13 protein-coding genes are annotated in these 13,316 nt (G+C 67.5%); 3 read left to right on the top strand and 10 right to left on the bottom strand.

All coding sequences use genetic code 11. The annotated features are described in order from the left end of the window. Positions 1 to 281 (bottom strand): rRNA adenine N-6-methyltransferase family protein (locus tag Q7T84_RS19945; RefSeq protein WP_304812570.1); only part of this gene is annotated, 281 nt, incomplete at its 3' end. Between the two features lie 113 nt (positions 282 to 394). Between Q7T84_RS19945 and Q7T84_RS19940 the strand changes: the two genes are divergently transcribed. The 3 genes from Q7T84_RS19940 to mtnN are packed head-to-tail and all read left to right on the top strand — an operon-like array spanning position 395 to position 2,442. Next, a complete protein-coding gene (locus Q7T84_RS19940) occupies positions 395 to 1,429 on the top strand; it encodes a flagellar hook-length control protein FliK (RefSeq protein WP_304812567.1) in 1,035 nt (344 codons plus the stop codon). Then, entirely contained in the window at positions 1,426 to 1,695 is a 270-nt protein-coding gene (locus tag Q7T84_RS19935; RefSeq protein WP_304812565.1) for an EscU/YscU/HrcU family type III secretion system export apparatus switch protein, read from the top strand. Before Q7T84_RS19940 ends, Q7T84_RS19935 begins: the two co-directional genes overlap by 4 nt. A 15-nt stretch (positions 1,696 to 1,710) precedes the next feature. Next, the gene (gene mtnN, locus Q7T84_RS19930) at positions 1,711 to 2,442 is read left to right on the top strand and encodes a 5'-methylthioadenosine/S-adenosylhomocysteine nucleosidase (protein WP_304812562.1); all 732 of its coding nucleotides are present in this window, start codon (positions 1,711 to 1,713) and stop codon (positions 2,440 to 2,442) included. Positions 2,443 to 2,478: 36 nt separating this feature from the next. Here mtnN and greA read toward each other — a convergent pair whose 3' ends face one another. The 9 genes from greA to Q7T84_RS19885 form a co-directional block, all read right to left on the bottom strand. Further along, a complete protein-coding gene (gene greA, locus Q7T84_RS19925) occupies positions 2,479 to 2,958 on the bottom strand; it encodes a transcription elongation factor GreA (RefSeq protein ID WP_304812559.1) in 480 nt (159 codons plus the stop codon). Then, positions 2,955 to 3,554 (bottom strand): class I SAM-dependent methyltransferase, encoded by a 600-nt coding sequence (locus tag Q7T84_RS19920; RefSeq protein WP_304812569.1) that lies wholly within the window; start codon positions 3,552 to 3,554, stop codon positions 2,955 to 2,957. The genes greA and Q7T84_RS19920 overlap by 4 nt, the downstream gene beginning before the upstream one ends. A 113-nt stretch (positions 3,555 to 3,667) precedes the next feature. Next, entirely contained in the window at positions 3,668 to 4,423 is a 756-nt protein-coding gene (locus Q7T84_RS19915) for a hypothetical protein (protein WP_304812555.1), read from the bottom strand. Between the two features lie 109 nt (positions 4,424 to 4,532). Continuing rightward, complete coding sequence (locus tag Q7T84_RS19910) at positions 4,533 to 6,371, bottom strand: DUF885 family protein (protein ID WP_304812553.1); 1,839 nt, start codon at positions 6,369 to 6,371, stop codon at positions 4,533 to 4,535. A 166-nt stretch (positions 6,372 to 6,537) separates the two neighbouring features. Then, positions 6,538 to 7,539 (bottom strand): 4-hydroxythreonine-4-phosphate dehydrogenase PdxA, encoded by a 1,002-nt coding sequence (gene pdxA / locus Q7T84_RS19905; protein ID WP_304812550.1) that lies wholly within the window; start codon positions 7,537 to 7,539, stop codon positions 6,538 to 6,540. Further along, entirely contained in the window at positions 7,536 to 8,960 is a 1,425-nt protein-coding gene (locus tag Q7T84_RS19900; RefSeq protein ID WP_304812547.1) for a peptidylprolyl isomerase, read from the bottom strand. The genes pdxA and Q7T84_RS19900 overlap by 4 nt, the downstream gene beginning before the upstream one ends. Beyond that, entirely contained in the window at positions 8,950 to 11,250 is a 2,301-nt protein-coding gene (locus Q7T84_RS19895; RefSeq protein ID WP_304812545.1) for an LPS-assembly protein LptD, read from the bottom strand. The genes Q7T84_RS19900 and Q7T84_RS19895 overlap by 11 nt, the downstream gene beginning before the upstream one ends. A 60-nt stretch (positions 11,251 to 11,310) precedes the next feature. Continuing rightward, entirely contained in the window at positions 11,311 to 12,414 is a 1,104-nt protein-coding gene (lptG, locus tag Q7T84_RS19890; protein ID WP_304812542.1) for an LPS export ABC transporter permease LptG, read from the bottom strand. Next, positions 12,411 to 13,316: LptF/LptG family permease (locus Q7T84_RS19885; protein ID WP_304812539.1), on the bottom strand; the 906-nt coding region annotated here is incomplete at its 5' end. The genes Q7T84_RS19885 and lptG, both read right to left, overlap by 4 nt.

The raw sequence follows: 13,316 nt of genomic DNA, 5'->3' as shown, positions 1-13,316 counted from the left end.
GCGCCGTCCGAGGCGAGCGACAACTCCTCAAGCAACGGCGCGAAGCGGGGGTCGGCCTCGACTGCGGTGACGCGGGCGCCGGTTTCCAGCAGGGCCCGGGTCAAGCCGCCGGGGCCGGGGCCAACCTCGATCACGTGGTCGCCGGCGCCGACCTGGGCCAGGCGGGCGATCTTGCGGGTGATGTTGAGGTCGAGGAGGAAGTGCTGGCCAAAGCTCTTCTTGGCCAGCAGGCCGTGCTCGGCAAGGGTGTCACGCAGCGGCGGGAGTTGGTCGAGGGTCATCGCCCTTGCGAATAGCAGGCTCGCGGCCTTCGCCATAGGGATCGCTGGCGGCTTAAGCCTCGCTTCATCGCTTATGAATAGAATCGCCGCCTCTTCTGCGGGATGAGTTCGACGTGACGATCACCCCCATCACCGGGCCGATGACGCCGCAAGTGACGATCCCGGTGACGCCGGTGCGTCCGGTGATTCCCGTCGTCACGGCCTCGACGCCGTCTCTCGAAATCGGTGCCGGCCAAATCTCGGCCCAGGTGCTGGCCCAGACCGCGCAGGGCGCGGCGGTGCAGCAGGGGGGGCTCGCGCCGCTGATGGCCGACCTCGTCCAGGCGGCCGGCAATCCGGGGCTGCCGCCCAACGTGCGTTCGGCCGCCGCTCAGGTGCTGGCCCAGGCGAGCCCGACCAGCGCCGGCGTCACGCCTGGTGATCTCGCCAGGGCGCTCAGCAGCTCGGGGCTGTTCCTGGAGGCCAATCTCGCGGCCTCGCCTCAGACCTCGCCGATAGGCCAGGACATGAAGGCCGGACTGCTGGTGCTGAACCAGGCGCTCGCGGCGTGGCTGGCCGGCGCGCCAAAAGCCCGGCAGATCGCCAATCCGGCCAGAACCCCGCCACCGCCCTATCGGGCCGGATCGACCAGGGCGCAGCCCAGCGCCATGCCGAGCCTGCCGACGGACGCCGCGCCCAGCGCGGTTGGTCAGCGGCTGATGGCCGAGACCAAGGCCGCTATCGCGCGGCAGGAACTGCTGCAGATCGCCTCGCTGCCGGCCGCCCCGGGCGAGGCGCTGGAGGCGCAGGTCACACGCTGGATGTTCGAGATGCCGTTCACCACGCCGCAGGGCGCGAGCGTGGCGCAGTTCGAGATCAGCCGCGATGGTCGCGGCGGGGCGGCTGCGGCGCCGGCCTGGCGCGTGGCGTTCTCGCTGGATATCGAGCCGCTAGGCCCGATTCATGCCCGGGTGGCGCTGGTTGGCGACCAGGCGGTCGTGAGCCTGTGGGCCGAGCGCGACGTCGGCCTGACGCGGCTGCGCGATGACCAGCAGCAGTTGAGCATGGCCTTGGCGCGGGCGAGCTTCCGCGCCGAGATCGTGGTGCATTCCGGCTCCCCGCCGAACGCCGACCCGCACGCCGGCCAATTGGTGGACCAGATCTCATGAACCCGCCAAAGCGACCGGTCGCGGTCGCCCTGACCTATGACGCGCCGAACGCTCCGCGCGTGGTGGCGAGCGGGCGCGGTTTGATCGGGCAGAAGATCATCGAGGCCGCTGAGGCCCACGGCGTTCCGATCGAGAAGAACGCGGTGCTGGCCGAGGCGCTGTCGAGCATCGAACTGGAGACGGAGATCCCCGAACGGCTCTATGTGGCGGTGGCAGAGATCCTGGCCTTCGTCCTGCGGGCTGCGGAGGACAGGCGCCCAGGCTAGAATGGAGCGCGAGACATGTACGCCATCCTGTGCGCCACCCCCGAAGAACTGGCGGCGCTAAAGGCCACGCTCCACACCGACCCGGAGCCGCAGGTTCATGGTCCAACCACGGTCTGGACCGGGCGCCACGACGGCGAGCCGATCGCGGTGGCCCTCGCCGGAATCGGTAAGGTCAACGCCGCTGCGGCCGCAACCCTGCTGCTGGCGGTGTTCGGCGCGAGGACCCTGGTCTTCGCGGGCGTAGCGGGCGGGCTGAACCCGAGGTTCCCGGTTGGCTCGGTGCTGCTGGGCGAGCGGTTGGCGATCCACGATTACGGCCTGGTCTCGGGCCGGCTGTTCACGCCCACGGCCTATGGGGTCATTCCGATCGGCGCGCCGCGCCTAGCCAGATTGACGCCGGCTTCGGACCCGGTGCGGGCGGTGCTGGTCCGGCTGGCCGAGAAATTGGCAGGTCGCTTGGACGCGCCGCCGCACCTGGGCGGGGTGATCACCGCCGACTATTTCCTGAACTGCGCCGAGACCCGCGACGAACTGCATGCGGCGTTCGGGGCTGACGCCATCGACATGGAGTCCGGAGCCGTGGCGCAGGTGGCCGGGGCCTGGGGAGCCGAGCTATATGTAATCCGAACGCTGTCGGACCTGGCTGGCGAGGACAGCCATCTGACCTATGGCGAGATGGCGGCGATGGCGGCACGGAACTCGGCGCTGTGCGTGCCGGCGCTGCTGGAGATCCTTGGCGGTCGGTGAGCCTTCCCTGCGAAGCGGGGGAGGGGGACGAGGCCGCTAGTCGATGCCTACGACCTCGACCTCGGCGCCGGCCACGGTGGCGAGGTCGCCGATGGTCTTGCCCATCAGGGCGCGGGCCAAGGGGGCGTTGTAGGACACCGAGCCCTTCGTCGGGTCGGCCTCGTCCTCGCCGACGATGGCGAAGGTCTGACGGCGGCCATCCTCGCGCTCGAAGGTCACCTTGCGGCCGAACTGGACGGTGTCCTGCGACCGGTCGGGCTCGATGAGCTGGGCGCTGGCGCGGCGGGCGCCGTAGTAGCGCAGGTCGCGGGTGGCGCGGGCCATGGCGGTGCGGTCCACGCCGGCGTCGCCGCTGGCTTGGGCTGCGCTATAGGCGGCGCGCGCCTTGGCGAGTTCATCCTCGATCTGGGCCAGGCCACGCGTCGTGACCAGGTTCGGATGCGGGGAGATCGGACGGTCGGGCAGGTCGGCCGCGGCCGACTCGCTGTCCTGCTCCTTGGTGAAGGCGACGCTCATGGGGCGATCCTCTCGGCCACGGATGTCATGAATACGTCGTATCGCAGGGTCTTGCCGACAATCTGATGTGATGGCTTGCGCAGGCCCGGCATCGGCGGCCCCTTGCGCGGCCACTTCAGCACCACGCGCTTGCGCGCGCAGGCCAGGGCGGCCTGCATCAGTTCGAGTTGGTCGGGGTCGGTCCCGACCAGCTCGCGCAGAATGCGCATGTCCTTTTTCACCAGGGCGGTGGAGGTGCGCTCCGGGTGCATGGGATCGACAACCACCACGTCGGGCGACAGGTCTTTCAGCAGTTCGCGGGCGTCGCCGTGCAGCAGGGTCATACGCGCGATAGCCTCCACGATGGCCGGTTCGTCGCTCACCGCGGCGGCGGCCAATCCAGCCTGCAGGCGGGCATAGACCTGGGGCGAGCGCTCGATCAGGGTGACCTGGGCGCCGAGCGAGGCCAGCAGGAAGGCGTCGCGGCCGAGGCCCGCGGTGGCGTCCACGATGGTCGGGGTGACGCCGCCGGTGAAGCCCGCGGCGCGCGGCAGGTCCTGGCCGCGCCCGCCGCCGAAGCGGAAGCGATGGCCGACCGCGCCGCCGACGAAGTCGATGGTCAGGTCTTGCGAAAGCTCGTCAGGCGACAGAGGCGAGGAAGCGGGCAGGGCGGCGGTTCCAGTGAAGCAGAACCGCCTATCTCGCCCATGGGCTGGCGCTCGGCAAGCGCTCAGCCGGTGAGGGACTCAACCCAGCGCGCCGCCGACATCCAGGCCGGGGTGGCGCTGAGCGGGACAATGAGGATCTGCTGGACGAGCAGCAGCGGGGCGCCGATCAGATAGACGGGGTGCGGCCGGCCGCGCGTGCGCCAATCGTAGACGATCGCGGCCACCAACAGCAGATCGACCGTCAGGCCGGGGGGCACGGAGACGAAGACCGGCGGCGGGCCGATGACTCCCGGCGGGGTCAATGCGGTCGCGAACAGCCGGGCCATGGCCGCCTGCATCAGCGGTATCATCGCCAGGATCATCAGCCGCTTGTGGACCTCCGGCCGGCGCACCTGGCCGATGGCGGTTCCGAAGAAGCCGGCGAACATCACCAGGGCGGTGAGCGATACGATCGAGAAGCGCCGCGCCTGGTCGGCCATCCCGAAGGTGTCGGCGACCTTCATCGAGTTGATCGCCGCCAGCACCACGGTGAAGCCCATGGCCGTGGCCAGCGAAATGCCGGCCATCCCCCACGATCGGTGATCGAGCACCCGGCCCGTCGCGACTAGAGTCGTCTGGGCCAGGAAGAACAGCGTCCAGGTGAAGAACAGCGTGCCGTGGATGTGCAGGATCGGCGCGCCGGTGAACGACCCGCTGGCGAGCTTGGCCCAATAGGTCGGGATGAAGCCGCCGAAGGCGATCAGCACGAACACCGACGACATGCCGACATAGAACCAGCGCGTTTTCGCGCCGACGGTGTCGAACGTCGTAGCGACCATGATCCTGCCCCTCGTCAATCAACTTGAATGACGATGTTATCTCAATCTCGGGGGCGATCCAATCGCACGGCGCGGGGCGTTCGACGAAGTCGGCCGCTCTCGCGTCGAACTATCCCCGGCGCGCGGCCGCCCACTGATCGACGACCTGTTCGAGCACGGTGAGGGGTACGGCGCCGCCAAGCAGGACGACATCGTGGAAGCCCTTGAGATCGAACTTGGGGCCCAGGATCGTCTTGGCGCGACTGCGCAGGCGGTCGATCTCGGTGTGGCCGATCTTGTAGCCGCAAGCCTGGCCGGGCCAGACGACATAGCGGTCGATCTCGTTCTCGGCCGCGCCCTTCGGCAAGCCGACGGTCTCCAGCATATAGGCGATGGCTTTCTCGCGGCTCCAGCCCTGGGCGTGGATCCCGGTATCGAGGACGATGCGGGCGGCTCGGTAGAGGAACGATTGCAGGTAGCCGATCTTGCCCGCCGGATAGTCGTCGTACATGCCGAGCTCGTCGCCGAGTTGCTCGGCATAGAGGCCCCAGCCCTCGTTGTAGGCGGTGAAGCCGAGGTTCTTGAACAGCATCGGCGACTCGCCGGCCTCCAGCAGCAGGGCCGCTTGGAACAGGTGGCCGGGGACGGCCTCGTGATAGTTGAGGGTTGGCAGGGCCCACTTGGCCCAATCGTTGGTGTCGCGCAGGTTGATGTAGAAGACGCCGGGGCGCGTCCCGTCCAGGGACCCGCCTTCGGCATAGCCACGCGGGGCACCCAGCTCGATGGCCGGCGGCACGCGGCGAATTTCCATGCCGCCCTGAGGCATGCGGTTGAAGACGCGCGGCGATTGCGCCTTCACATCTGCCATCATGCGGTTCAAGTCGGCCAGCAGCGCCTCACGGCCGGCATCGGTGTTGGGGAACAGCTGGGCCGGGTCCTTGGCGAACGCGGTCAGGCGGGCGCCGACGCTGCCTTTGGTCAGGCCCTGGGCCTTCAGCAACGGATCGAGGCGGGCGGTCAGGTCGGCGACCTGGGCCAGGCCGATCTCGTGAGCGATCGTCGCGTCCAGCTTGGTCGTGGTGTGGAAGCGCAGGGCGAATTCGTAATAGGCCGCCGTGATCATCTGGCGCGAGACGGTGGCGTCGTGGGTGGCGGTGCGGCGCTGCTCGGTCAGGATGGCGATCTGTTCGGCCAAGCCCTGCGCAACGGGGCCGTCGACGATGGCGGCGGCGCGAGCAGCCCAGTCGGTCCCCAGGCCCTTGGCGGCGGCGCGGCGGCCGAGCGAGGACGCCAGGCCCGAGGTCTCGCCGCGTTGGGCGGCTAGGGAACGGAGTTGGGCCAGGGCCTTGTCGATGATGAAGTCCGGCGGAGCCATGCCCATGTCCGCCTGGGCGAGAGCGCGGACGGATTCGGCGCGCAGCGCGGTGGCGAAGTCGGTCAGGCGGGCGAGATAGGCCTCGCAATCGGCCTTGGTCTCGATGATGTGCTTGGTGTCCAGCGCATCCGGGACCTTTTGATAAGCGCCGGTGAGCTGGCTGATCACATACGGCACCGGGTAGTCGTAGGAATCGACCCCTACGAACTGGAACCGCTCGGCCTCGGCGCACTGGTCGGCGTACCAGACGACCGTGTCGAGTTCGGTGGCGCCCCGGCCGGTCAGGCTGGCGCGGTCGATGGTCTTGAGCGCGCCGCGCGCGTCGATCAGCGGCTGGAAGGAGCCCATGCGGCCGGCGTGGGAGCGGTCGCCGACCCGCGACTTCAGGGCGGCGCGGGAACCCTTGTCGAGACCAAGGCCGCTGGCGTTGAGGGGATCGGCGACCAGCATCGCCTCGAAGATGCCGTCATAGATCTTGTGCGCGTGGGCCAGGGCCGGGGTGACCGGCTCGCCGGCGGCGGCGTTGGCGCGGCCAAGAACGCCGAGGCCCGCGGCGCTGGCCGAGGCGGCGAGCATTTGACGGCGATTGAGCATGCGGAATTTCCCCTCTTGAGAGGGCGAAAAGCGCATGAGCCGGGAGAGTCGGCAAGATAGCGGTAAGGCCGCCCCGCCGAACTAGTTACGCCGGGTCGCCAGCGCCCAAACAATCACGCCGAGCAGGCGGCCGGTCGCGGCCATGGTGAGGGCGCGAGTTGCTTGCTCAGGCGGCGCGGCGCTCGGCGATCTGGTGGGCCATGCGGATCGCGGCGATCAAGCTGTCGGCGCGCGCCAGGCCCCGTCCGGCGATGTCGAAGGCGGTGCCGTGGTCCGGCGAGGTGCGGACGATCGGCAGGCCGAGGGTCAGGTTCACGCCGCCCCAGAAGTCCAGCATCTTGACCGGGATCAGGGCCTGGTCGTGATACATGCAGACCACGGCGTCGAACTTGGCGCGGGCGGCTTCGTGGAAGAGGCTGTCGGCCGGGGTCGGGCCCTTGGCGTCGACGCCGAGTTCGCGCAGGGCCGCGACCGCCGGGGCGATGATCTCGATGTCCTCGCGACCGATCGAACCGTCTTCTCCGGCATGAGGGTTGAAGCCGGCGACCGCCAAGCGCGGCGCGTCGATCCCGAAATCGTTGCGGAGGGCCTGGGCGGTGACGAGGCCGGCGTTGACGATCTTGTCGACGCTCAGCAGGCCGCCAACCTTGGACAGCGGTTCATGCACGGTGACCAGGGTGGTGCGCAGACCCTCGACGGCCAACATCATGATCGGTCCGCGCGCGCCCGGGTAGCTGACGGTGGCCGTCAGTTCGCCGAGAAACTCGGTGTGCCCAGGGAATTGGAAGCCGGCCTCGTAGAGCGGCGCCTTGGCGATCGGGGCGGTGACAAGGCCGCTGACCGCACCAGACAGCGCCAGGCCGACGCCGGTCTCGATCCAACGGATGATGGCCGGCGCGGCGGCCGACGACGGTTGCCCAGCCACGACCGGGCTGCGCAGAGGGATGTCGAGGACCGGTAAGGCGTCGCTGAAGACCTCGCTAGCCTGCTTGGGCGTGGTCACGCGGCGAACCATGTGCATGCCCGAGCCGGAGGCCGAGGCCAGGGCTTGGAAGTCGCCGACCACGACGAAGGCGGGTCCCTCGGAGCGGAGGGCGCGCCAGGCCTTGCAGATGATTTCGGGACCGATCCCGGCGGGATCGCCCAGGCTCAGTGCGAGCGGACTCACCGGGTCTCGATCGTCGCCGAGTTCCGCAGGTCGCGCATGTAGCGCCGGGCGATCATGCTGAGTTGCTGGCCAAACAGCCGGCTCTCGATCTGCTCGGCGGTGACCTGTTCGCCGCCCGCGCCGCGCTTTGAGCAGACCGCGAGGATATGCAGGCCCGCATTGGTGCGGATCGGCTGAGAGACTTGGCCCGGTTGCAGGGTTTCGACCGCTTGGCGGAACGCCGGGGCCAGATCCTTGATCTCGGCTTCGCCCAAGTCGCCGGCCACGACGCCGTTGACCTTGGCGGCCTTGGGCTCAAGGTCGTCGCAGCTCGTGACTTGGCCGCGCAGAGTTTCGAGGGTGGCGGTCGCAGCGGCGATCTGAGCCTCGGTGGCGGTCTGCGGCAGGGCGACAGCGGCCTGCTTCAGATGGACGACCGTGGCCGCGCCGCCGGCCCGCTTTTCACGCAGATAGATGATGTAGACGCCGTCCCGGACCTGGATGGGCCGGGAGAGTTGACCAGGGCGCATCTGCTCCAAGGCCGCATCGACCTCGGGCGCCATTTCGCCGGCCGTGATCCAGCCGGCGTCTCCGCCGTTGGCCGCGGTCGCCGAGGCCGAGAACTGTCGGGCGACGGCCGGGAAGGGCGCGCCCTGCTGCATCTGGTTCACCAGCTGTGCGGCGCCGGTCATGGCGGTTTCCATGCCGCCGACGCGGTTGGCGTCAAGGAAGACTTCGCTGATCTGGTATTGCGGCTTGGAGGCGGAGGCTTCGATACGCTGCTGGGCGGCCTTCACCTGGTCCTCGCCGACCCGCAGGCGCGAGCCGTAGCGGCCGCGAATCCAGCGCTGCCAGCTGACCTGGGCGCGGATCTGTTCCTTAAGGGTGGTGATGCCGATGCCTTGGTTTTGCAGGGAGGCGATGAACTGCTCGGCGCTGAGGTTGTTGCTCTTCGCCATGTCGGCGATTTCTTCGTTGAGCTCCTCGTCGGTGGCGACGATGGAGATCTTCTGGTCCTTCTCCTGGCGACGCAGCTCTTGGATCTGCAGCCGCTCATCGACCAAGGAGATCAGGGCCTCGCGCTGGAACTGCGGGATGTTCTCTTGGGTCGGCTGGATCCCGGAGGTGGCGATCAGCAGGCGCATCCGTTGCGCCAGATCGTAGGTCGAAATGATCTGATCGTTGACCACGGCGGCGACCGACTCGCTCAGGGCGGCCTGCGGAGCCGCGGTCGGAGCAGCTTGGGCCGCGGGGGCGGGCTGAGCCGCAGGGGCCTGGGCCAAGGCGTAGGGCGGCGCGGCGGCGGCCGCGAAGGCTGCTGCCAAGACGACGCCGCGCGCCGCGAGGCCCGAGACTTTACGCGCGCGGTTCATGGGTGAGGTCTTCCTTAGCGTATAGCCGTAGCGGGCGGCCGGCGTGCGGTCGCGGTTGTCAGTTGCCATATAACGGTTCGCCTAATGTGGCGAGGGTTAGGCGGACGGTGATGGACTCCGACGGACCAAGGCGGCCGCGCAGCGTGTCTTCCTTTCGGTAGATGACGTCGATGCGGGTGCATTCATCGGTGTAGAACACGCCCAGATCGCGGATGACCCAGGCGTCCTGCTCCATGTCCCGATTGCCGTAGGCGGTCAGGCCCCAGTTCTTGGTCAGCCTGAGTTGGCCGCCCAGATCGACGTTTTCGACCTTGTCGTCATTGGGGTTGGCGCGGTCACGCAGATAGCGGACGTAACCGCTGCCCCACTTGTTGTGGACATTCACCCCCATTTCAGCGCGGGCGACTGACAGTTCGTCGTCCAGGCGAGCCCGGGTGAAGAAGGACAGGCCCTGCATCGGCTCGGCGTTGACCGCGACGATCCAGTCCGACGCCTTTGAGCGCAAGCCGCTCTGTTCGGTGAAGACGTCGTTGGTTTCGGTGCGCAAGGAGCGGCCGACCAGCAGGGTGGCCCGGCGGCCGTCGTCCCAGAGGATCGAGGCGCGCCCCCCGACATTGGCCCGGATGCCGTCCTCGTAGAGGTCGTAGCCGGGGAATTTGTTGGCGCGGAAGAGGTTGGTCTCGTCGAACTCGAAGGCGATCGAGTCTTCGTTCAAATAGATCGGGGCGCCGGTGGCGTCTTGGCCCAACACCACCTGCTTCACGTCGGGCGAGAGAGCGACTTGAGCCAATGGTTCAATTATCGCCGTGAAGTCTTTGAAACGACGGAAGAAAGGATAGCTCAAATCAGCGCCCATCACGCCCATGGCGCGGGTCACGCTTTTGGAACTCACGCCTGAGGTGAGGCTGGTGACGTTGTCGTCGATGCCATAGGCGTCGACGCGCGCTTGAACGTAGGGCGAGAGGCGGAAGCCGCCGGCAGTGGTGTAGGTGGCGCGCCAATCGACTTCCCCAGTGGCGCGGCGGCTGTCGAGGCCCGGCAGGTGTTCCGGCGGAGCGCCAATGGGCGATTGGTCGCGGGTCAGGGCGACGGCGCTGGCCTTCACCCGCAAGCGACCGCCCGCGATCTGCGGATCGATCTCGAACCGTGACTCGATCAGGGGCGCGGCGATCGGGAAGGTGCGGTCGTTGTCCTCGGGGCGCAGGCCTTGGATCGTGAAGGCCGCGATCGACAGGTAGGAGGTCTGCTTCTGGCGGACGGCGTAGAGCTGGCTGATCAGGCGACGGTCGTCGGCGACGTAGAGACCGCGATTTTCATAGACCCCGCCAATGTCGTACTTATCGAACAGCAGGTCATCGGAAGTCCGCTCGGCGGTGAAGCCCCAGCGCCAATCCTGATTAATCGCAAATGCCCCGGAGCCAAGGATGTAGCTGCGCGAGGTGCGGTCATTGACCGTCTGGCCAGCGGCGGCGGCGATGTCCTTGTCATAGGTATAGCCGAAGCGCGCGTTGAGGGCGCCGGAGTAGAACCGCTTGCGGTACTCCCCATTAAGGAAGGGGGCGACTTTCGTGTTAATTTGGGGGCTTAGCGTCAAATCTGAAGATGGCGACAGCACGAAAAGATAGGGTTGTTCGTAGGACAGGCCGCGGCGCTCGGAGATCGCGATTTCCGGCGGCAGCAGGCCCGACTTGCGTTCGGCCTGGGGATCTGGGTGCCAGAAGACCGGCAGGTAGAGCACCGGCACGCCGAGGACCTGGATTACGGCGTTGCGGTAGTAGACGAGCTGGCGATCGCGATCTTGCACCACGCGGTCGGCCTTGATCGACCAGGTCGGCGCCTTGTTGGCTCCATCCGGCGCGCAGATGTCGCAAGGCGTATAGATCGCGCGGTTGAGTTCGTTCACGCGGTCGTTTCGATGGACGGCGCTGGCGGCGGCCATCTTGACGTTCTTCGGCAGGCGCGAGGAAAAGTCCGTCGCGACCCCAGCTTTCATCTGGTCGTCGAGCACGATCTCGTCGGCGTATTGGACCGATCCGTCGGCGTTGATGATCGTGGTCTCACCCTTGGCGCGCATGGTGCCCAGGGTTTCGTCGTAGATCAGCTCGTTGGCGCGCAGCGTGCGGCCCTGATAGCGAACCTCGACATTGCCCCGCGCCGTGGTGATCTTGTTCTTGTCGTCGCGGATGACGAGGTCAGCCTCCATGTACAGCTCGCCGTCGGCGAGACCGTCTGGTGACGGGGTGACCACGCGCGCCGGCGCCTGGGCCTGAGCGTCATACGCTCCTCCCGCGAGGACCACGAGAGCGACGCCTGCGAGCAGGGCGCGCTTGGCCGAGGCTGAACGCCTGCCGAAACTCATGAAGCTCAGGATCCCCTCAACGCGGTTCGAAGCCGATGCATAACCGGGTCAGCCGGCGATTCAACCGTCTTCGGTGTAGCAGAGCAGCGCAAGCCCCGACAGCAGGGCGACAACAGGTGGAGCCCAGGCCGCCGCAAACAACGGAATGATGTCGGCGTTGGCCAAGGCTCCGGAGAACTCGTTGAAGAAGAACACGACGAAACCAAGGCCTACGCCGGCCCCAGCCAGGCCAGCCAGTCCGCCCAGCCGCGCCAATCGAAGCGAGAACGCCGCCGCTAGAATCAGCATGGCGGCGAACAGCACCGGAGTGGCTAGTAATTGCTGGAAGCGTAGGCGGTGGCCATTGGCCGAGAAACCCGCCTGTTCGGTCAGGCGAATGGCGTCAGGCAGCCGCCAGAACGACACGGATTCCGGCGCGGCGAACCGCTCCATGGCCGATTCGGCGTCCAGGGTGGAGCGGATCGACAGCGATTCGGAGCGGACCGAACTCTCGCCAGCGGCGGCTTCGCGCACGTCGGTGAGTTTCCAGTAGCCCGGATAGAGCTGAGCCTCGGCGGCTTCGAGCCGGCGCTTGAACTCCGGGATGCCCTGCTTGTTCTTTTGGTAGACGAACAGCGAGACGCCTTTCAAGCGCACGCGGCCCTGGTCGGTGTCGCGCTGCTTGGCATGGATGACCATCTGGGTGCGTTCGTCGCCCTGACGCAGCCAGACTTCCTTGGGCGCGTCGGTCAGATAGTTTTCCATCAGGTTCGCCCGGTCGGATTGGTAGCGGGCGCTGAAAGCGGCGGAGAGCGGGTTGAGCAGGGTCACGGTCAGTACGCCGATCACGAAGGCCGCGGCCGCCGAGGGTAGGATGAACCGCCAGGCCGAGATGCCCGCGGCCCGCATGGCGACCAGCTCCGAGCGGCGATTGAGGCCGACATAGGCCCCCATGCCGCCGAACAGGAAAACGAACGGCAGCAGCAGGACGACGATCGACGGGGTCTGGAGCAGGGTCAGTATGAAGAGCTGGGCGACGCCCACATCGGCGCGCACGGCGACTTCGCGCGAGAGGTTCACGAAAGAGACCAGGATGATCACCGCGGCGATCACCGCCAGAGCCGCCCCGACGCTGGCCAGGGTGCGGCCCATGACATAGCGCTCAAGCTTGCCGGCGCCGATCATGCGGCGGCCCCAGAGGCGTGACGACTGATGCGGTGCGGCTTGAGCCGCATGTCGATGAACCGGGTCACTTTCTGGCGGAAGATGCTGCGCAGGGCGAAGTAGGTCGCCGCGATCGGCACGGCGTACTGAAGGATGTTCAGCCAGGCGGCTTCCTCGGCGGCGGCCTGGACCACGAAGCCCAGGATGCGGACGCCCACGGCGATGGCGCTCATGGTCGCGATACGCCGACCATAGCCGGTGCGGCTGAACCCGCCGCCGATGATCGCGGTCAAGGCCATGGCCATCAGCGCGATGTTGTAGAGCGGTGTCGATATCCGGCTGTGGCCTTCGGCCAGCAGTTTCAGATAGTTCCGCTTCTCCCAATCCTGGCTGAGGTCGGGGAACAGCAACTCGTGCAGATAGCGGTCCGAGGGCTTGTAGTGGATCAGTTCGTCGGAGGTCATGAACGGCGCGAGATCGTAGGGGTAGTCGTCGAAGGTCAGGTAGTTCAGCACGTCGGATTCGCTGAACTCCTGCATCGAGCCCTTGTGCATCACGAGTACGGCTCGGTCGCCGCGCTTCTCCAGCCGGCCTTCGTCGGCCGTATAGGTGGTGGCTGAGCTGCCGCTCTTCTCATGATGGATGAAGAGGTTGTGGATCAGGCCGGTCGCGTCCACTGATTGGGCGTAGACCGTCAGTCCGGGCGCCGGGTTGGTGAATTCGCCCTCGCGTATCAGTGTCGAGGCCAAATCTGTGCGGACATTGAACAGCGTCTGGCGCATCTCGCGCGCCGCCATCGGCTGGACCCAGAGGTTTACCGCCAAGGCGATGATGGTGATGATGCTGGCAAGCCGCAGGGCGGGGGAGATGACCCGCCAGCGGCTCATGCCGCCTGCGTAGCAGACCACGATCTCCTGCTCGGT

Source organism: Phenylobacterium sp. (genome assembly GCF_030654915.1).
Classification (GTDB): Bacteria; Pseudomonadota; Alphaproteobacteria; order Caulobacterales; family Caulobacteraceae; genus Phenylobacterium.
Note: the sequence above shows the minus strand (reverse complement) of the source record. Positions and strands in the feature narration are given on the sequence as shown.